This window comes from Streptomyces sp. NPDC039430 (assembly GCF_055639435.1).
In genome coordinates, this window is record NZ_JBVKAK010000022.1 from 38210 (window position 1) to 57191 (window position 18982).

An 18982-nucleotide genomic window follows, 5' to 3' on the forward strand; every position below is an offset into this window, starting at 1 on the left:
CGCGAGAGCGCGACGGCCAGGGCTGCGGGGAACCCGCGACAGCGTCGCGGCGATCCCGCGGGCCGGGCGGGATCGCCCGCATCCCGCGGTGTGCAACGCGCAGGGCCGGCTGCGGTTCAGTGCCGACGCCCCGGAGGCGCTCGGGCAGCACGCTCGGAAGGAGAGCAGACCAGCGTCTCCCTCACAGGATGAACACCATGACGTCTCACACCGACCCAGTCCACAGCCGAAGGCTCTTCCAGGTCGCCGGGGAACTCGCCGGCGCCGCGGTGCCGAAGCTGGCCGACGCCTCCTCGGTCGACGTGCTCGAAGTCCTGCTGCGCGGCGACGTGCCACCACCCGGACCGGTGGACGGAAGCAGGAAGCTGCGACGTGCCGCTTTCCTGAGCACACGGGGGGAATCGGCCCGCGGCGCGTACGAGGTGGGTGAAGTGAGCCTGATCAGGCCGGCGACGCCGTACGGCCAGAGCCTTGCCGATCTGCGCCCCCGGCTGATCCGCCATCTGAACCACGACAGCCGGTGGCTCGTCCGTGACCCCCGGCGCGCGCGTGTCCTCCGTGAGGCGCGGACGCACTCCCTCATCGTGCTGCCGCTGACCATCCGGGATGTGGTCCTCGGTCTGTTCGTGCTGTACCGGCGGGACGAATCGAGCCCGTTCGACGAGAACGACCTCAGGGAAGCCGCGGCGCTCGCGGATCGCGCGGCCCGGTGTCTTGACACCGTCCGCCGTCAGATCGACGAGGAGGCTCTCGCCCGGCTTCTGCGGCGTTCGCAACTGCCCGAGCGGCTGCCGCCGCTCAGCGCGCTCGAAGCGGCCCACGGCCATGTCCCGGCGGAGGCCGCCACCGGGCAGTGGTTCGATGTCCTCCCGCTGTCGAGCGCGCGGGTGGCCCTGGTGGTGGGGACCGCGGAGGGGAAGGGAGCCGATGCCGCGATCGGCATGACCCGGCTGCGGGCGGTGATCACCACGCTCTCGGCGCTCGACCTGCGTCCCGACGAACTGCTCACGCACCTGAACGACACGGTGATCCGCCTGGAACGTCAGCGCACGGTCCCGTGCCGGGGGCCCCGCGACGCGGAACGGACCGGCACCAGCTGCCTCTACGTGATCTACGACCCCGCCACGGAGCGCTGTGTCTCGGCGCGTGCGGGCGGCCCGACGCTGATGATCGCCCACCCGGACGGCGACGTCACCGCCCCTCGCCTCGCCTCCCATTCCCCCTTGGGTGTCGGCGACGAGCCCTTCGAGAACACCGAGTTCGAGGCGCCCCCGGGAACCACCCTGCTCCTGAACGGCGGCCGCTCCCCCGCACCGCACGCCGCCGGCCCGACCACGGAACGGTTCCAGGACGCGCTCGCCGCCTCCGGGCCCGATGTCGCACGACTCCTCGGCCACGTGGTGCGCGACCTGGCACCGGACCGCGAACCGACCCTCCTGCTGACCCGCACACGGGCACTGGCGGCCAAGGATGTCGCCACGCTGACCCTGCCGCCGGATCCCGCCGCCGTCGCCACCGCCCGCGACTGGGCAGCCCGGCGGCTGGCGGCCTGGACGCTCGACGACCTCACGGACAACACGACCCTGGTGATCAGCGAACTCGTCACGAACGCCATCCGTTACTCCGACGGCCCGATAGGTGTCCGCCTGATCAGGGACGACCGCACGCTGATCTGCGAAGTCTCCGACACCAGCGGCTCCGGCCCGCACAGGCGTCAGCCGAAGACGACCGACGAGGGCGGCCGCGGGCTGTCGATCGTCGGCCGGCTCACCCAGCACCAGGGGACGCGCTACACCGCCTCCGGCAAGATCATCTGGACCGAGCAGCCACTCCCGGCGTGACGGCCGCGCCGGGTGACGCGACGCCTCCGGCTCTCGGCGCACCCGGTGGCCCTGGGGCCTGTCTCAGGTCGTTCGGGCCAGCCGCCGCAGACCTTGGGCGTATCGGCGCGCCACGGCCCGCTGAAGCAAGCGTCCGCAGGGGCCCAGCGCCTTCGTGTACCAAGCCGAGGGTCGGCTGATGGCGACGATGACGAAGTCGGTGGAGTTGTCCGGCAGGCGTTCCAGTACGAAGGATTCCTCACCGCACTCGGGGTGTCCGGCGAGCGTCCCGTAGGCAAACCCGGTCCGATGCTCCTCGTTGACGGTCCACACGACCTGGCACGGTGCCCTGAGCGGTCCTGCGCGCAACAGCACCCGTACGCCGGGCGCGGCGTACGGAGTGTCGTTCGGAACACGGATCAAGGGAGTGGCCCGGTGCATCCCCCACCCGAAGAGCGCCTCGGCGGCACGGTCGTACGTGCCGGGCCCCAGTGACATACGGAGCCGCAGCACGTGGAAGCCCGGGGGTGTCGGTCCGCTCTTCGCCGTCATGCCCACGTCGGAATAGGTCAGATCGCGCATGCGCCCCATCATGCCCCGCCGGCCACATGGGAGTGCCTGACAGCCCCGGGCCGGCCGCACCATGCGACCGAGGGCCGGGAGAGAAGTCCCCGGCCCTCGGCGGTCACACCAGTCGGCACATCAGACGCCGGCGGACACCGTCGCCATCGCGCAGGCGATCAGGCCACAGCCGAGCACGACCCCGGCACAAATCCTCGCCGTCCTGAGGCCGGGCAGGCGCTTGGCCCGCTCGGCCATCAGGACCACCGGCGCCGCGACGAAGGGCAGCGCGGCCACCCCCAGCATCGCGAGGCCCCAGCCGAGCGAGGCCGTGGCGCCTTCGGGCATCTCGGCCCGGCCCAGGGCGCTCAGCGTGTGCTGTGCGCCGTTGAACCCGAGCGGCAGCCCCGCGAGGAGTCCCGGCAGGAACGCCAGGCAGATCGCTGCCACCGCGCCGGCGGTGCGGTCCAGCAGACCTGTTGTATTCGCTTGCATTTCAGCCCCTTACCAACGCGGTGCGTACCAAGCTGGTCAGTTCCCTGCCCAGGGTGACCAGATGGAGCGGACCGTATTCGTCCAGCGTCCGCTGTCCGTCGGCCGAGTACACCGTTGTCGAGGAGAGCCGTTCGGCCCGCTCGGCGCCGGCGAGATCGGACAGCCCGAGTGTCGTGGCCTTGGCGTCGTCGGCCCGGAGAGCGATGGCGCGGTTACCTGCGGTCAGTTCGGTGACCGTGTTGCCGTGGGCGTCGTACTCGGTCGTGGTGATCGAGCCGCCGGGCGCCGCGGTGTTGGTCTCGTCTCCGTTGGCGTTGATGTAGGTGACGGTGGCCGTGCCATAGGCGCTCGCGCCCAGGTCGACGCCTGTGCTGGAGGCCGGGTCCGAGCCGGGCGGAAAGACCGCGGTGGCATCGGTGGGCGCCTCGTCCTGCGCCCAGGTGGCGACCGTGGCCTTGTTCATCTGGTAGGGCGCCTTGGATCCGGACAGCGGGACGTCGTAGACGACCGTGGTCGCGGCCGTGCCGGCCGTGGTGGTGGCTGTTCCCTCGGCGAGACCCGGGCGGGACGCCTTGAGCAGCATGCCCGTGCCCGCCGTGAGAGCGGATCCGGCCTTGCCGTAGGTGAAGGTCCATGGCAATGCGCCGCCCTCGGTGAGGGTGGCGATCCTGCCGTCCGCGTCATAGGTGTAGGAGGTCTTCAGCGCGGCGCCGATCCTCGGGTCCCACACTTCGCGCAGCCGGCCGGTGCTGTCGTAGGCGTAACGGGAGATGATCTCCGGCGTGGCCTTGTCCGCTCCGGGCTCGGTGGCCCACAGGCGGACGGACTGCACCCGATTCTGCTGGTTGCCCAGGGCCCCGGTGGTGGCGGTGGTCGTGGTGGCGTAGACGAACTCCACGACACGGCAACCCCGCTGCGCGGGATCGGCCTGGCACTGCGCGGGAGTGACGCCCTCGGTCGGTGAGATCACGTACTTTCGGGCGGACGAGCTTCTGACTGCCGCTCGTGGTCGTCTCGGAGACGAACGTGAGTTGCGTGTCGTCCACTGCGGACGCGCTGGAGGCCAGCGGCCACGTGGTGGTGCCCGCGGCCTTGGTAAAGACTGCGACGCTGGCCTGGCTGTCCTTCAGCGTGAACGACGTGCCGGTGAGCGACCCCGTGAGCGTGAACGACTCATATCCGGTCTGGGCAGCCCAGCCGCCCTTAGAGGCCGCGGTGAAGGCGGGTACGGGATCGGCGTCGGGAAGACCTCCGAGCGGCTCGGCGAGGACCGGCCGTTCGCCTCCGTGGCGAACGGCGGAGCCGGCGAAACACCGGAACCGCTGTGAAGCACCTTTCGGGTCCAAGGGACGACCGGACAACAGCTCTCGGGGCGTCAGGCGGGACGGCCGACGCTGTCGCGGACCACGATGTGGGTCCCCAGCAGCTGCCGCTCCTGTCCGGATCCGGGATCGTCGCGCAGGGCGAGCCGTAGCGCTGTGCGTCCCATCTCCTCGGCGGGAATATGGACCGTGGTCAGCCCGGGAGTCAGATCGTCGGCGACCGGGTCGTCGTTGTAGCCGATCAGCGAGATGTCGTCGGGCACCGTCAGGCCGTGCTTGCGCAGCGCCTTCATGGCTCCCGCGGCGACCTCGTCGTCTCCCGCGAACACGGCCGTGAAGTCCAGCTCTCCCGATTCGAGGAGCGTGTTCATGCTCGCGTACCCCTGCCGCTTGTTGAAGCCGGTGCCCACTACGCGGGCGGCCTCGGGAGGCAGCCCGAAGTCGAGGAGGGCTCTGCGGTATCCGCTGATCCGGTCCTCCGATGTCGAGTTGCCCGGCAACTGCCCGAGGAAGACGATGCGCCGGTGCCCCGCTGTCAGGAGATGGCTGGTGATGCCATAGGCGCCGGCCTCGTTGTCGTACTCGACGACCAGCGCGGGTACGTCGGGAGGGGGAGCGGGCCGCCCGCAGAGCACCAGGCGGGAGCCGACGGCCGCGAGTGCCTGGGCATAGCGGGCCATCCGCTCGCGGTACTCGTCGTTCTCCACCACGCCGCCGACCAGGACCACCGTCTCGGCCCGCTGTTCGCGCAGCATCTGGACCATCTCGTGCTCGCGCGCGTTGTCACCGCCGGTCGTGCAGACCATGCACAGCCGGCCGCGGGTGGTCGCCTCGTACTCCACGCCCTGCGCCACCTGCGAGAAGAAGGGGCTGGTGACATCGCGGATCAGTACGGCGACGGTCTTGCGCCCGGTGCCGGCCAGGGCCCGCGCATGAGCGTTGACCACATAGTCGAGGTCCTTGACAGCCCTCAGCACCCGGGCACGCGCGCCGGCGGACGTCGGATGACTTCCTGTGAGCACCCGGGAAACAGTCGCGGCCGACACCTGCGCACGCTGCGCGACCTCCTGAATCGTGACGCGTTCTCCCAATGCCCCTCCTCGTGTGCGGGTGGACATCGCCGTCCGGCCGCCACCCCTGTCGCACACCATCGTGCGTCATGATCACCGCTCGGCCGCCCCAAACCCCTGTCCCGACCGCCCCCTCAGGACCTAAAGCGCTTTCACAAGAGCGCCCATCTTTCCCATCACGCAACTCCTTGACGCCGCTATCAGCTGCACTTAATCTCCAGTCGACTTCATGAAATCGCTTACATACGAGTGGAGGACGTTCCGTGAGAAGAAGACTCCGGCCGCGGCTGGGGGCCCTGATCGCCGCCGTTGCCGCGACTGCCGCCGTACTCGTACCGACGACGGCCTCCTCCGCCTCGGCGCCCCCGGGAGACCCTCGCGCCGTACGGCACGGGCTCCACTCGGCCCCCAAGACCCCCGTCATGGACGGCAAGCGGCTCCTGCAAGCCCGTACCCGCCTGGCGCTCGGCGACCCGACGCTCCGTGACGAGGTCACGTCGCTGACCGCCCAGGCCGACGCATGGCTGGGGAAGGGACCGTGGACCGTCACCGACAAGCCCATCCCGGCGGCCAGCGGTGACATACACGACTACCTCAGCCAGGCCCCGTACTTCTGGGCGACGCAGCCCAGGACCCCGGAGAACCCCAGGGGCTGCCCGTACGAGGAACGCGACGGGCAGCGCAATCCCGAGGCCGAGATCGGCACCGACCGCGTCGACGCCGGGAACGTGCTGAAATCCGTCCCCCTCCTGACTCTGGCCTGGTACTACACGGGGAAGAAGGAGTACGCCGAGCACGCCTCCAGGATTCTGCGCACCTGGTTCGTCGACCCCGCGACCCGGATGAACCCGCATCTGAACTACGCGCAGGGCATCCCGTGCAAGAACGACGGACGTTCCATCGGCATCATCGATTTCGCGCAGTACTACACGGGCAACCTCGACGCCATGGCGATCCTCGATACCGGAGCACCCGGCTGGACGAAGAGTGACCGCGCGGGCATGCGGGCCTGGAACGAGGCCTACCTGGACTGGCTGGTGAACTCCGAATTCGGCAAGAAGGAGTCCGCCGCCACGAACAACCACGGCACGTACGCGGCCATGCAGATCGCCGGCCTCGCGGTCGCGACCGGGGACAGGGAACTCGCGCGTGAGACGGTCCGCGAACAGGGTGCCAAGCTGATCGACTTTCAGATCACCGCGGACGGCGGCCAGCCCCGGGAACTGGCACGCACGCGGAGCTGGCACTACTCGAACTACAACCTGGCCGCGTTCTGCCGCCTCGCCGCCATCGGCAAACAGGTCGGCGTGAACCTCTGGTCCCATCAAGGACCACAGGGCCAGAGCCTGTTCGACGCGATCGGCTATCTGCTGCCCACCGCGACCGGCGAGGCCAGCTGGCCGCACCCGGAGCTGGAGTTCTACCGCTACGCGGCGAGCGACATGGTCCACGCCGCCGCTGACGCGGGTGACCGGGCGGCGAAGGCGGCCCTGCCGAAGCTGCAGGCCCCGCCGGGCGGCGACCTCTGGGAACTGAGACCGGCCGCGCAGCACGCGGTCTGAACACCCGCTGTCCGATCGAGCGGCCACCGACGGTCACCGGCCGGTGGGAACGGTTCGCCCGTGGAACGCATCGGGGGACTGTCACACGCACGACGTACGATCGCGGATGTGACCAGCAGACCCACCCCGGCGCAGCGCCTGCGCGACCTGGCGCGGCTGCGTCGCGTCCGCGACCGGATCGACCGGGAGTACGCGCAGCCGCTGGACGTCGAGGCGCTCGCCCGCGGTGAGCACATGTCCGCCGGGCACCTCAGCCGCGAGTTCAAGCTCGCCTACGGCGAGTCGCCGTACGGCTACCTCATGACGCGTCGCATCGAGCGCGCGATGGCGCTGCTGCGTCGTGGCGATCTCAGCGTCACCGAGGTGTGCTTCGCGGTCGGCTGCGCGTCACTGGGCACCTTCAGCACGCGCTTCACCGAGCTGGTCGGCATGCCGCCCAGCGTCTACCGGCAGCGGGCGGCGGGCGCGACGGCGGGGATGCCGTCCTGCGTGGCGAAACAGGTGACCAGACCGATCAGGAATCGAGAAGCACCGGCACCGAGCCACATCTAGTGTGACCGTCATGGACATCGGGAGCCCGCGCACGACAGGTCGTCCGGGGGGCCGGCGCCACGGAGGGCGGTACGCCGCTCCTGGTACCGTGGCCCCTCGACCGGGACGGCGAGGCGCTTCCGAAAGCCACGGAAGAAGCCCCCGGGACCGGCGCGCCGCCGCGGGAGCGGGGTGACCGGTTCGACGCGCACACCGGCATCCCCCCGGCCGCGTCGGCCCCGTACGACTGGTTCCGTATCGCCCACGTGCCCGGGGCCGAGCTGTGCCACGAGCCGATGCGGCGACGGAGACCGCGAAGGCGACCCCGCCCGACAGATGGAGACACGATGAGCAGGGCCACGAGCACGGACACGCGGTCGCCCGCGCCGCATGTCGCCGACAGCCACGATGTGATCCGCGTGCACGGCGCGCGTGTGAACAACCTCAAGGACGTCAGCGTCGAGATCCCGAAGCGCCGGCTGACGGTACTGACCGGCGTCTCCGGCTCGGGCAAGAGCTCCCTGGTGTTCGGCACGATCGCCGCGGAGTCGCAGCGGCTGATCAACGAGACGTACAGCGCGTTCGTACAGGGCTTCATGCCGACGCTGGCGCGGCCCGAGGTCGATGTCCTCGACGGGCTGACGACCGCGATCATCGTCGACCAGCAGCGGATGACCGCCGACCCCCGCTCCACGGTCGGCACCGCCACCGACGCGAACGCGATGCTGCGCATCCTCTTCAGCCGGCTCGGGCAGCCGCACATCGGCTCGCCCAACGCGTACTCCTTCAACGTCGCCTCGGTGCGGGCGAGCGGTGCGATCACGGTCGAACGCGGCGCCCGCAAGACCGTGACGCAGACCTTCAGCCGTACCGGCGGCATGTGCACGCGCTGCGAGGGCCGCGGCACGGTCTCCGACATCGATCTCAGCCAGCTCTACGACGACTCCAAGTCGCTCGCCGAGGGCGCGTTCACCATCCCCGGCTGGAAGTCCGACAGCTTCTTCACGGTGCGGGTCTACGCCGAGTCGGGCCTCCTCGACCCGCACAAGCCGATCCGCGAGTTCACGGAGAAGGAGATGCGGGACTTCCTCCACCGGGAGCCGACCAAGGTGAAGGTCGAGGGGGTGAACCTCACCTTCGAAGGGCTCATCCCCAAGATCCAGAAGTCGTTCCTCTCCAAGGACAAGGACGCGCTGCAGCCGCACATCCGGGCGTTCGTGGACCGCGCGGTCACCTTCACCGCCTGCCCCGAGTGCGACGGCACCCGCCTCAGCGAGGCGGCCCGGTCGTCGCGGATCGGCGGGATCAGCATCGCCGACGCGTGCGCGATGCAGATCAGCGATCTGGCCGTATGGGTGCGCGACCTCGACGAGCCGTCGGTGGCACCACTGCTCGGCACCTTGCGGCAGACTCTCGACTCGTTCGTGGAGATCGGGCTCGGCTATCTCTCGCTCGACCGTCCGTCGGGCACGCTGTCGGGCGGTGAGGCGCAGCGCGTCAAGATGATCCGCCACCTCGGCTCCTCGCTCACCGACACCACCTATGTCTTCGACGAGCCCACCACCGGCCTGCACCCCCATGACATCCAGCGGATGAACGACCTGCTGCTGCGGCTGCGGGACAAGGGCAACACCGTGCTCGTCGTGGAACACAAGCCGGAGACGATCGCGATCGCCGACCACGTCATCGACCTCGGGCCCGGCGCCGGCGCCGCGGGCGGCACGGTCTGCTTCGAGGGCTCCGTCGAGGGGCTGCGGACCGGCGGCACCATCACCGGCCGTCATTTCGACGACCGTGCCTCCCTCAAGGAGTCGGTGCGGAAGCCCACCGGCACGCTGGAGATCCGCGGCGCGACGGCGCACAACCTGCGCGATGTCGATGTCGACATCCCGCTCGGGGTGCTCGTGGTCGTCACGGGCGTCGCCGGCTCCGGCAAGAGTTCGCTCGTGCACGGATCACTGCCGCGGCGGTCGGGGGCCGCCGACGCGGGTGTGGTGTCGATCGGCCAGGGCGCGATCCGCGGCTCGCGGCGGAGCAACCCCGCGACGTACACCGGACTGCTCGACCCGATCCGCAAGGCGTTCGCGAAGACCAACGGTGTGAAGCCCGCGCTGTTCAGCGCCAACTCCGAGGGGGCCTGCCCCCAGTGCAACGGCGCGGGTGTCATCTACACCGATCTGGCGATGATGGCCGGCGTCGCCACCACCTGCGAGGAGTGCGAGGGGAAGCGGTTCGAGGCGTCGGTGCTGGAGTACCACCTCGGCGGCCGTGACATCAGCGAGGTGCTCGCGATGTCGGTGTCCGAGGCCGAGGAATTCTTCGGCGCCGGCGAGGCGCGTACGCCGGCCGCGCACACCATACTCGGCCGGCTCGCCGACGTCGGGCTCGGCTATCTCAGCCTCGGCCAGCCGCTCACCACGCTGTCCGGCGGGGAGCGGCAGCGGCTCAAGCTGGCCACCCACATGGCGGAGAAGGGCGGCGTCTACGTCCTCGACGAGCCGACGGCCGGACTCCATCTCGCGGACGTCGAGCAGCTGCTCGGCCTGCTCGACCGGCTCGTCGACTCCGGTAAGTCGGTCATCGTCGTCGAACACCACCAGGCGGTCATGGCCCACGCCGACTGGATCATCGACCTCGGCCCCGGCGCCGGGCACAACGGCGGCCGGATCGTCTTCGAGGGCACACCCACCGACCTCGTCGCCGCCCGCTCCACCCTCACCGGCGAGCACCTCGCGGCGTACGTCGGCTCCTGACCGACGCCTTCGCTCCGTGCGATCGCCCGCTCCCGCGGCGGCATGCTGCCACCGCGGGAGCGGGCTCCGCCCCAGGGGCGGACAGCGCTATGTCGGTGACACGCCTCAGCTGTGCTTGACGCTGACGTTGTAGATCGTGGTCTCGCCGTAGTTGTCGCTGCTGCACGGCGAGGAGTTGCCGCAGTTGGCCTGGGTGTAGACGCCTGCCTTGAAGTACCCCGTGGTGAAGGCCGAGGTGATGGTGGTCTGGAGGACCCCGTTGTAGTACGCCTTGATCTTGCCGCCGCTCACGACGAACTTCGCCTCGAACTGGGTGCCGAGCTTGTAGTTGCTCGTCACGAGCTTGTAGTGGGTGTCGTTGTCCTTGGTGACATACAGGCTGGTGCCTTCGAGCCGGAAGACCGAGCGGTCGTTGCCGTCGTGGATCTGTCCCGCCACGACATGGCTCTTCGTCGCGGGCAGACGGTTGATGGCCTGGTCGATGATGAGCGTGTGCGTGCCGGAGGACGAGGACCAACTGGCCAGGGACGCACCGTTGTTCGTCATCTCCCGCAGTTCCGAGCGGGGGTAGGACGTGTTGGTCGTGGTCGCCCCGTTGACCGCCGCGCGGAACGTGACGCCCTTGCAGTCGGAGGTCGGGGTGAACCACGGGTTGATGGTGTACGAGGCGAGCGCGGGCTGCTTGATCTCCAGGGGCTGGGTACCCGAGGCGTTGGGGTCGTCCACCGGCAGCTGGATCTTCCAGTTGCTGGTGAGCCCGAGCACCGAGGATGGCGAGGGGCAGGCGGCCGGGGTGGCTCCCGCCGTCGGCGACTGGGCCGGCAGGCCGAAGGCCGCGGGACCGCCGGCGACCAGCGTGGCGCAGGCGGCGAGGGACGCGAAACCGAAGTACAGCCTGCGACGCGGTGTGGGGGACGTGAACTGGTACATGAACGGCTCCTCATGTTGGGGATGATGTGCTTCAGACGGAAAGTTCGCGTATCACCTCCTCGTCGACGCCGATACCGAGGCCCGGTCCCGCGGGTACCTCGGCTGTTCCCGCGGTGATGCGGATGACCGGGTCGGTGGCATAGGGGCTCGTGAGGAACTGCCGGCCGTTGAGGTCGACCGGGGTGGTGACGCCGAACGCGGCGAAGAGGTGGAGCGAGGCCGCGAGGCCGATGTCGGACTCGGTCAGGCCCGATCCCATGATCTCCACCCCGCAGTCCTCCGCGAGCTGGCACTGGCGCAGGGCCAGGGTGAGGCCGCCGCAGCGCTGGACCTTGGCGACGGCGGTTCCGACGGCACCGAGGCGTACGAAGGTGGCCAGATCGCTGGGGTGCCGCAGGCTTTCGTCGACCGCCACCGGCACCGGACTCAGGTCGCGCAGTCTGCGCAGACCGTCGATGTCGTTGGCGGGGAGCGGCTGTTCGAACGCGGTGACGCCGAGGGGCGCCAGTGCCCGTGCCATGCGCAGCGCGGAGTCCGCGGTGCAGGACTGGTTCGCGTCCACCCAGAGGATGCCGTCCGGGGCGGCTTCGCGGACGGCGGTGACGACGGCGAGGTCATCGGCCCCGGCGGCGACGCCTGTCTTGACCTTGAAGTGGCGGTAGCCGTTGGCCTGGCCTTCGGCGACGGAGTCCCGGGCCGTCGCCGCGTCGGTGCCCGTCACGATCCAGGCGAGTTCGACGGTGTCGGCGCGGCGGCGGCCCCACAGTTCGCCCAGGGACAGGCCCCGTGACCGGGCGAGCGCGTCGTGGCAGGCGACATCGACGGCCGAACGGGCCAGGGGCATTCCGATCGAGAAGCCCCGGCTGATGGTCCGGTCGAAGGTCCTGACGAGTCCGTCGAGATCCCAGAGCGCCCGCCCGGTCGCCGCGGGCGCCAGATAGTGGTCGATGGTGGAGACGATCGACTCGGTGGTCTCGTACGTCCACGAGGGGATCGGTGTCGCCTCGCCCCAGCCCGTACTGCCGTCCGAGGCCGTCACCTTGACCAGGACGCGGATGGCGGGCCGGCCGCCGCGGGTGACGGGGCCGCCGGCGACGGTGAAGTCGCGCAGGGTGGGCAGGGCGACGGTGAAGGTCTCGACGCGTTCGATGGTGGGCGATCCATGCGTGCCGTGTGTCATGGTCCGGCTCTCCTCAGTACCAATTGGCCTTCTCGACTTCATTGACCAGAGGTTTTCCCTCGGTGAACCGCTGGGCGTTGTCGAGGAGGACGGCGAGGCGCCGCTCGTCGGCGTGCGGGCCGGCACCGGCGACATGAGGGGTGATCAGCACGTCGGGGCGGCGCCAGAGAGGGTGGTGCGCCGGGAGTGGTTCGGTTTCGAAGACATCCAGGGCGGCGGCCCGGAGCCGCCCTTTGTCGAGTGCCTCGGTCAGTGCGTCGAGCCGGACCGTCTGGCCGCGGCCGACGTTGACCAGACAGGCGGTCGGCTTCATGAGCGCCAGCCGCTCGGCGTTGATCAGCCCTTCCGTGTGGGGTGTGTGCGGAAGGGTGACGATGACGAGGTCGGCTTCGGGGAGGCAGGCCTCCAGCCGCTCCGGCCGGTGGAGACGGGTGAACCCGGGCGGGGCCACGGTCTGCCGGGCGTCGATGCCGTCGACCTCGGTACCGAACGCGGCCAGCAGCCGCCCGACCTCGGCGCCCACCGCTCCCGTTCCGACGATCAGGGCGCGGACCTCCGAGAGAGGGATCACCGCGTCCGGCGACCAGTCGGGGGCCCACACCGGCCCGAGCTGGTCCCGCATATAGCGCGGCAGGCCCCTGGCCAGGGCCAGGACGAGCGCCATGGTGTGCGCCGCGACATGGTCGGTATAGGTGTCACGCATATTGGTGATGCGGACGGGGTGCCGGACGAGTTCCGGATAGTAGAAGCCGGGCGGCGGTCCGGCCTGGGGGACCTGCAGCCAGCGCAGCCGGCCCGCGTACGGCAGGAGTTCCCCGGGAAGCGCGCCGTACGCCGCGTCGGCCCGGCTCAGCGCCTCGATCGTCTCCTCCCGCGTCTCGGGCCGTACGACCCTGAGCGCGGGAACGGCGCTTTCCAGCCGGGCCGGCCACTGAGCGGTGCGCTGGTCATGGGGCGGCAGCATCACCAGCAGGCCGCGGTCCCCGGTCATGCCGCGTACCGCGTCGCGTCGGCCGTCACTTCGTGGCGAAGGGGGCGCCCGGTCACGTAACGCTCCAGTTCACCAGCCATGGCGCGGCCGAGCCGGCGGCGCTCAGGGCCGAGGTTTCCGGCGAGATGGGGTGTGATCACGAGGTTGTCCAAGGAGAAGAGGGGCGAACCGGCCGGAGGGGGTTCCGGATCGGTGACGTCGAGTGCGAAGAACAGGTCCGGCCTCCGGCGGGCCACCTCGATGAGCGCGGGCTCGTCGATCAGTCCGCCCCGGGCGGTATTGATCAGAGTGGCGTCGGATTTCATGGATTCGAGGAACCGCTCGCCGACCATGCCCTCGGTGTCCGGCAGCAGGGGGGTGTGCAGGCTCACCACGTCGCTGGTGGCGAAGAGTTCGTCCAGTGGGACCAGCCGGACCCCGAGCTCCGCGGCCGTCTCCGGGCTCGCGTACGGGTCGTATGCCTGGACATGTACGTCGTGGCGGGAGAGCAGACGCGCCGTCGCGCGGCCCGCGGCGCCGAGCGAGACCAGGCCCACGGTCGAGCCGCCGGTGCCGAGTTCGGGCTGTCTGGGTACCGGTGTCCGGTTGCGCAGGGAGCCGAGGGCGTAGCGCCATCCGTGTTTGAGCGCGTACAGGATCTGCGCGAGCGTGAACTCGGCGACGGTCTCGGCGATGACCGGTCCCGCGGAGGTGACCCTGACGCCGTGGGCCCAGGAGTCGGGGGTGACCAGGCCACGGGTGGAGCCGGCGCCGTACAGCACCAGACCGAGTCCGGGCGCGGCGGAGAGCAGTGCGGCGTTCAGCCGGGGGGCGCCCCAGCCGGTGATCAGAACGTCCACCTCGGCGAGGTGCTCCGGGGTGAGGGCGTCGCCGGGGCAGAGCGGATGCCGGATGTCGACATGCCGCTCGATGGCGGCGCGTTCCTCGGGACCGTAGACATCCTCGAAGAGGTCCGGGTTCATGGTGTAGATGCCGGTGAGTGTCATCGCTGTTCCCCTTGTACGGAGGTACGCACTGCGGCGAGCCGGGAGGCCGAGGCCAGTCCCGCGTGGTAGTAGCGGATGCGCTGGGCGCCCGCGGCGCTGAGCCGGGCGGCGCGCCGCGCGATCGTGTCCGGCGGGTCTTCGAGTACGGAGACGTTGGCGATGACCGGAACCGTCGTGCGCCGTACGGCCTGTTCGACTCTGGCGACCGCGCTGTCCTCGTCGTCCCAGCACTTCAGTACGAAGGCGTCGGCGGGGCCGTCGAACGCGGTGACGTCCAGCCCGCTGTCGGGGCCGGTCGCCTGAGGGTCGTCGTCGGCCATCAGCAGCAGTTCACGGTCCGGTGCCACGGAGGCGACAGCGCCGGTCAGTTCGGCTATGACGGCGTGTCTGTGACGGAACAGCCCCTGTGCGCGGTCCTCCCCGAGGGTCTCGGTGAGCGTGGCGGGGGCCGGGCGGCCGTGCGCCAGTTCGCCGTCCACGGCGGTGCGGATGTCGCGCGCCAGGGCGTCCGGGTCCACGCCGTCGCCCGCGAGCGCCGCGGAACAGACCGTGCACAGGCAGACCGAGAGCAGATCGCGGCAGCCGGGCGAGAGGTCCATGCCATGGGTCTTCTCATGGTGGCTGCCGTGCTCGAATCCGAGCCAGCCGCAGGCCTCCAGCATCAGGCTGGGCACGTCGTAGCGACCGCAGACCTCCCGGACCAGGTTGAGGGCGTAGGCACGCACTTCCGGGTGGGCCGGACAGAGGGCGTACGGGTAGTGCTCGCCGAAGGCGTTGCGGACCGTGAGGTGGGGGGCGCGGGCGCCGAGTACCGACGAGTGGGTGAGGACCAGCCATGCCTCGACACGGAGACCCGCGGCGCTCAGGGCCGCCGCCGCGGTGCCGAAACGGTCCGGCACGTCCACTCCCCAGGTGGGGGGCAGCGGTGTGAGTGTCTGTCCCCGCCAGATCTCGGGGGTGAGCGGGAAGTACGCGGCGGCGTGCGCCGCGTGCACGATTCTGTGGCGCGGATGCCGGGAGGTGATCGCCCGTACCGCGTGATAGCCGGCCTGGAGGGTCACCGTGCCCAGCCCCAGGTCGGCGATCCGGTGTGCCGCCGCCGGATCGCCGACGATGTCCCAGGTGTAGGCGAACGTCCCGTCGCGGCCCCGGGCCGGACCCGTGGACCGGCCGGCGGGAAGAGTCGCAGGAATCACGCGTGTCACTCCTTGGTCGCGCCGGCCAGGCCACGCACGAAGTAGCTCTGGAAGAAGAGGAAGACGAGGAGCATGGGGACGAACGAGATCGTCATCCCGGCGGCGAACCCGGTCCAGTCCACGGCGTGTTCGCCCTTGAACGAGAGCATTCCGACGGCGAGGTTCTGCAGCTCCGGCTGGCCCAGGGTGAAGACCAGGGGGATGTTGAACTCGTTCCAGTTGCTGACGAACTGGAAGATGACCACCACCGCTATCACCGGTTTCGCGAGCGGGAGGACGAGGCGGAAGGTGCGGAGGAAGCCCGCGCCGTCGAGCTTGGCCGCGTCGAACAGCGCGGGAGGCACACTGGAGAAGAACCCGATGAAGAGGAGTACGTACAGTGCGCCCGCGGCTCCGGACATCGCGAGAATGACACCGGCCCGCGTATTGAGCAGGCCCAGTTGGTCGACCAGCACGAACTGGGGAATGATGATCGAGGCGACCGGGATGAACAGGGTCGCGACGATGGTCCGGTGGAGCAGTTTACGTCCGGGGAATTCGTAGCGCGCGAGAATGTAGCCGCACAGCGCCGATTTCACCAGTTCGATGGCGGTCGATATCACCGTGTACAGCACGGTGTTGAAGAAATACCGCGAGAAGCCGGCGTTCACCCAGGCACGTTCGAAGTTGTCGAAGTTCAACTGGTCGGGGATGAGCCCCGCGCCCCCGGTGAACAGTCCTGTCTGGGTCTTGAACGCCCCCGAGACAGTCCAGAGGAAGGGGTAGATCCAGATCAGGGAGACCACCACGAGCAGGGGCAACGTGATGAGATTGGCCCGGGTCGCCCGGCGCACTCGGAAACGCTCTCGTGTTGTGCTCATCAGACGCCGTACTCCTTCCGGAGCTTCTGCGCCCGGCGCACGAAAAAGCCCTGGCTCATGACAATGACGAAGGCGATGACCGAGAAGAGCAGCGCCGCGGCGGAAGCGTATCCGTAGGAGAAGGGCAGACTTCCGAACGCCTCTTCGTAGATGAAGTACGAGACGACATAGCTGCTGGTGCCGGGACCGCCGCCGGTGAGGGTGACGACCAGCCCGAACACATGCATGGCGTTGACCAGGCCGAGCAGCAGGATGATGACCGCCACCGGCTTGATGATCGGCAGCGTGATGCGGGTGAGCTTCTTCCATTCACTCGCGCCGTCGATTTCGGCCGCCTCGTACAGCTCATCGGGGACGTTCTGGATGGCGGCCATCCAGTAGATGACGTACTGGCCGAACACCTGCCATACCGAGATGAGTACCAGAGCCAGCAGGGAACTCCATCGCGAGGCGAAGAAGTCGACCGACTCGTCCGTGATTCCCAGATCATGCAGAATCGCGTTGAGTGCGCCGTTCGACGGATTGAGCAGGTACGTGAAGACGAGCCCCGCCATGGCCACCGGGATGATCAGCGGCGCGAAGAACACGGTACGGAAGACCCTCTTGCCCCGTAGCCATTTCCGCGTGAAGAGGACGGCGACGACGAGAGAGAGCGGGAGTTTGATCGCCGTGGTCAGGACGGCGAAGATCAGGGTGTTGGCCACGGCGAGCCAGAAGAGGCTGTCGCCGAGGATGGACCCGTAGTTGTCGGCGCCGACGAAGTTGTCTATCGGCCCGCTGCCCGACCAGTCGAAGAACGAGTAGTAGACCGTCGCGACGAGTGGCCACATCGTGAATCCGAGGTACAGGAGAAGAAAGGGTGCCATGAAGAGGGCCACCCACAGGCGGTCCCACCCTTTGGCCCGCTCGCGTGGTGCCTCGTGGCCGGGCGGCGGTTCCCTCGACGTGTCCTTCCGCGAGACGGACTTCACTGAAGGGGGTGCGGCCGGCGGGGGAATCTGAACGGCTGTCATGAAAGGTCCTCGTCTTGCGGGGAAGTACGGGCGGTGCGGGGTGAACCGGTCGGGGTGAACCGGTCGGGGTGAACTCGCGGCCACTACTGGTTCGGCGCGTAGTCCTCGGTGTACTTCCAGTCGGGGAAGGTGTAGCAGTCGATCGAAACCTTCAGGCCCGACGCCGCTTCCTTCTTGAGCCCGTCCTCCAGGGTCTTCTGACGCTCCGCGACCAGTTTCCCCGCCTCCGGGGCCAGCGGCTTTCCGCTCGTGAGTGCCTCGACCATCGCCTCGTACTCCCAGTTGGGCCGCTTGGAGATGGCGTCCAGATACGCCGTCGACTTGACGAGGTCGGGGCACTTCTGGACAGGAACGGGCACGTTCACGCGGTAGCCCGGCTGATCCGCGATCTTCATGATCTGCTTCATGGCGGGGTCGGTGACCTGCTTGGCCGAATCGGCGAACGCGAGCGTTCCGAAGCCGGTCTTGAGGTACTCCTTCGCGAAGTAACCGTCGGGCTCGGTCATCCACCGCAGGAATTCCGAGGCGGCTTCCGCCTTCTTCGTCTGCGAGCTCACCCAGTACTTGTTGCCGTCGTGCTGGCGGGCCAGGGCGCCGGTCGCCCCGTCGTCGGGTACGGGATGGGCCGCGACGGTGTACTTGTCGCCCGTGAACCCCTGGCTGTTCCAGACGCTGGGTACCCAGGTGCCGTCCAGGTAGATCCCGGCCTGCCCGACGGCGAACTGCTGCCGGGAGAAGTTCTTGTCGTTCAGCCCGGGGGCCAGGTAGCCGGCTTTCTGAAGCTCCTGGATGTACGAGAACGTCTTCAGTGCCTGCGGATCGTCCAGCGAGAACTTGCCCTCGTGGAAATTGAAGAACAGGTCGGTCGACGCTCCCGACGCGAGCGCGAACCAGATGCGTTGGAGTTCCTGTTCCTTGCTGGGGGAAGCGATGCAGTAGGCGTCGGTCTTGGCCTCGATCCGGGCGCAGGAGTCCTTCAGTTCCGACCATGTCCTGGGCGGATTCGCCGTGTCGAGCCCGGCGTCCTTGAAGACCTTGTTGTTCAGGAACATGTATCCGGGACCCCAGTAGAGGTTCTCGGAGAAGGGGAACCCGTAGGTCTTGCCCTGGTAGGTGTTGATCCCCTCGACGAAGGAGCCCTCCGGCCAGCGGCTGGTGAAGTCCTTGGAGACCTTGCCGTCCGGCGTCAGCGGCCGGATCCATTTCTGGTCGAGCAGCTGGGCCATGTTCGACGGGCCACCGGAACTCCAGTAGAAGATGTCCGGCCCTTGGTGACTCTGGAAGGCCAGGGGGAGCGTCTGCTGATATTCGTCCTGCGAGATCGACCGCCACTCGACCTTGGTTCCGGGGTGCTCCTTGGCGTACTGGGCGACGACCTTGTCATGGAAGGCGGTCTGCTCCACGGAGAAGTCCCAGATGGTGAGTGTGTCCTCCGCGGCGCCGTCCCCGCTCGTCCCGCAGCCGGACAGGCCCACCGCCATCACCGTCATCAGCGCGGCGACCGCCCTCGAACGTCGTCTCTTGACCATCAGAGTCCTCCTGCCGGTGTTACGGCGAGGGCACCACTGACCTCTGCCGACCTATCGGCCCCGCGGAAACCCAGGGCCTGAGGTGCGGATGAGGCTAGGGGCGACAGAAGATCCGAGCAAGCGTTTTCACAAGATCAACTTTGTCCATCCTGGAAGAGATCCGTACACAGCACCTCTGAGCTG

The 18982-nt window shown here is 69.0% G+C and carries 16 protein-coding genes; 4 read left to right on the forward strand and 12 right to left on the reverse strand.

The window, feature by feature from the left end; genetic code table 11:
• Positions 1–197: 197 nt before the first annotated feature.
• Positions 198–1841 (forward strand): ATP-binding SpoIIE family protein phosphatase, encoded by a 1644-nt coding sequence (locus ACZ7LS_RS33755; RefSeq protein WP_385133756.1) that lies wholly within the window; start codon positions 198–200, stop codon positions 1839–1841.
• Positions 1842–1904: 63 nt separating this feature from the next.
• Here ACZ7LS_RS33755 and ACZ7LS_RS33760 read toward each other — a convergent pair whose 3' ends face one another.
• The 4 genes from ACZ7LS_RS33760 to ACZ7LS_RS33775 all read right to left on the reverse strand — a co-directional run bounded on the left by ACZ7LS_RS33760 (position 1905) and on the right by ACZ7LS_RS33775 (position 5316).
• Positions 1905–2402, reverse strand: a complete 498-nt coding sequence (locus ACZ7LS_RS33760) for a DUF1990 family protein (protein WP_382516542.1) — start codon at positions 2400–2402, stop codon at positions 1905–1907.
• Between the two features lie 120 nt (positions 2403–2522).
• The gene (locus ACZ7LS_RS33765) at positions 2523–2876 is read right to left on the reverse strand and encodes a hypothetical protein (RefSeq protein WP_385133754.1); all 354 of its coding nucleotides are present in this window, start codon (positions 2874–2876) and stop codon (positions 2523–2525) included.
• A 1-nt stretch (position 2877) separates the two neighbouring features.
• The gene (locus tag ACZ7LS_RS33770; RefSeq protein ID WP_385133751.1) at positions 2878–3846 is read right to left on the reverse strand and encodes an RHS repeat domain-containing protein; all 969 of its coding nucleotides are present in this window, start codon (positions 3844–3846) and stop codon (positions 2878–2880) included.
• 405 nt (positions 3847–4251) lie between these two features.
• Positions 4252–5316: a LacI family DNA-binding transcriptional regulator gene (locus ACZ7LS_RS33775; protein ID WP_385133749.1), complete on the reverse strand. Its 1065-nt coding sequence runs from the start codon at positions 5314–5316 to the stop codon at positions 4252–4254.
• A 215-nt stretch (positions 5317–5531) separates the two neighbouring features.
• Between ACZ7LS_RS33775 and ACZ7LS_RS33780 the strand changes: the two genes are divergently transcribed.
• From ACZ7LS_RS33780 to ACZ7LS_RS33790, 3 genes are all read left to right on the forward strand, one after another.
• Positions 5532–6830: an alginate lyase family protein gene (locus ACZ7LS_RS33780; protein ID WP_385133746.1), complete on the forward strand. Its 1299-nt coding sequence runs from the start codon at positions 5532–5534 to the stop codon at positions 6828–6830.
• A gap of 108 nt (positions 6831–6938) precedes the next feature.
• A complete protein-coding gene (locus ACZ7LS_RS33785) occupies positions 6939–7382 on the forward strand; it encodes a helix-turn-helix transcriptional regulator (RefSeq protein WP_382516528.1) in 444 nt (147 codons plus the stop codon).
• 326 nt (positions 7383–7708) lie between these two features.
• Positions 7709–10114 carry an ATP-binding cassette domain-containing protein gene (locus tag ACZ7LS_RS33790; RefSeq protein WP_385133743.1) on the forward strand — a complete coding sequence of 802 codons (2406 nt, stop codon included), beginning with the start codon at positions 7709–7711 and terminating at the stop codon, positions 10112–10114.
• 105 nt (positions 10115–10219) lie between these two features.
• Here the strand turns inward: ACZ7LS_RS33790 and ACZ7LS_RS33795 are convergent, their stop codons facing one another.
• From ACZ7LS_RS33795 to ACZ7LS_RS33830, 8 genes are all read right to left on the reverse strand, one after another.
• Positions 10220–11044 carry a polysaccharide lyase family 7 protein gene (locus tag ACZ7LS_RS33795; protein WP_382516523.1) on the reverse strand — a complete coding sequence of 275 codons (825 nt, stop codon included), beginning with the start codon at positions 11042–11044 and terminating at the stop codon, positions 10220–10222.
• 31 nt (positions 11045–11075) lie between these two features.
• Complete coding sequence (locus ACZ7LS_RS33800; protein ID WP_382516520.1) at positions 11076–12224, reverse strand: mandelate racemase/muconate lactonizing enzyme family protein; 1149 nt, start codon at positions 12222–12224, stop codon at positions 11076–11078.
• 13 nt (positions 12225–12237) lie between these two features.
• Positions 12238–13215, reverse strand: coding sequence for a D-2-hydroxyacid dehydrogenase (locus tag ACZ7LS_RS33805; RefSeq protein WP_382516517.1), 978 nt, complete (start codon positions 13213–13215; stop codon positions 12238–12240).
• Positions 13212–14201 carry a hydroxyacid dehydrogenase gene (locus ACZ7LS_RS33810; protein WP_382516515.1) on the reverse strand — a complete coding sequence of 330 codons (990 nt, stop codon included), beginning with the start codon at positions 14199–14201 and terminating at the stop codon, positions 13212–13214. The genes ACZ7LS_RS33805 and ACZ7LS_RS33810 overlap by 4 nt, the downstream gene beginning before the upstream one ends.
• On the reverse strand, positions 14198–15397 hold the full coding sequence (locus ACZ7LS_RS33815) for a hypothetical protein (RefSeq protein ID WP_382970785.1): 1200 nt from the start codon (positions 15395–15397) through the stop codon (positions 14198–14200). The genes ACZ7LS_RS33810 and ACZ7LS_RS33815 overlap by 4 nt, the downstream gene beginning before the upstream one ends.
• Before the next feature lie 5 nt (positions 15398–15402).
• A complete protein-coding gene (locus tag ACZ7LS_RS33820; protein ID WP_382516510.1) occupies positions 15403–16257 on the reverse strand; it encodes a carbohydrate ABC transporter permease in 855 nt (284 codons plus the stop codon).
• A complete protein-coding gene (locus ACZ7LS_RS33825; RefSeq protein ID WP_382516507.1) occupies positions 16257–17123 on the reverse strand; it encodes a carbohydrate ABC transporter permease in 867 nt (288 codons plus the stop codon). The genes ACZ7LS_RS33820 and ACZ7LS_RS33825 overlap by 1 nt, the downstream gene beginning before the upstream one ends.
• 230 nt (positions 17124–17353) lie before the next feature.
• The gene (locus tag ACZ7LS_RS33830; RefSeq protein ID WP_382665069.1) at positions 17354–18799 is read right to left on the reverse strand and encodes an ABC transporter substrate-binding protein; all 1446 of its coding nucleotides are present in this window, start codon (positions 18797–18799) and stop codon (positions 17354–17356) included.
• Positions 18800–18982: the final 183 nt, after the last annotated feature.

Bases quoted from the DNA above. Each gene is read 5' to 3' on its own strand.
- ACZ7LS_RS33755 (WP_385133756.1), top strand. From the start codon at position 198: ATGACGTCTCACACCGACCCAGTCCACAGCCGAAGGCTCTTCCAGGTC.
- ACZ7LS_RS33760 (WP_382516542.1), bottom strand. From the start codon at position 2,402: ATGCGCGATCTGACCTATTCCGACGTGGGCATGACGGCGAAGAGCGGA.
- ACZ7LS_RS33765 (WP_385133754.1), bottom strand. From the start codon at position 2,876: ATGCAAGCGAATACAACAGGTCTGCTGGACCGCACCGCCGGCGCGGTG.
- ACZ7LS_RS33775 (WP_385133749.1), bottom strand. From the start codon at position 5,316: ATGTCCACCCGCACACGAGGAGGGGCATTGGGAGAACGCGTCACGATT.
- ACZ7LS_RS33790 (WP_385133743.1), top strand. From the start codon at position 7,709: ATGAGCAGGGCCACGAGCACGGACACGCGGTCGCCCGCGCCGCATGTC.
- ACZ7LS_RS33795 (WP_382516523.1), bottom strand. From the start codon at position 11,044: ATGTACCAGTTCACGTCCCCCACACCGCGTCGCAGGCTGTACTTCGGT.
- ACZ7LS_RS33800 (WP_382516520.1), bottom strand. From the start codon at position 12,224: ATGACACACGGCACGCATGGATCGCCCACCATCGAACGCGTCGAGACC.
- ACZ7LS_RS33805 (WP_382516517.1), bottom strand. From the start codon at position 13,215: ATGACCGGGGACCGCGGCCTGCTGGTGATGCTGCCGCCCCATGACCAG.
- ACZ7LS_RS33810 (WP_382516515.1), bottom strand. From the start codon at position 14,201: ATGACACTCACCGGCATCTACACCATGAACCCGGACCTCTTCGAGGAT.
- ACZ7LS_RS33820 (WP_382516510.1), bottom strand. From the start codon at position 16,257: ATGAGCACAACACGAGAGCGTTTCCGAGTGCGCCGGGCGACCCGGGCC.
- ACZ7LS_RS33825 (WP_382516507.1), bottom strand. From the start codon at position 17,123: ATGGCACCCTTTCTTCTCCTGTACCTCGGATTCACGATGTGGCCACTC.
- ACZ7LS_RS33830 (WP_382665069.1), bottom strand. From the start codon at position 18,799: ATGGTCAAGAGACGACGTTCGAGGGCGGTCGCCGCGCTGATGACGGTG.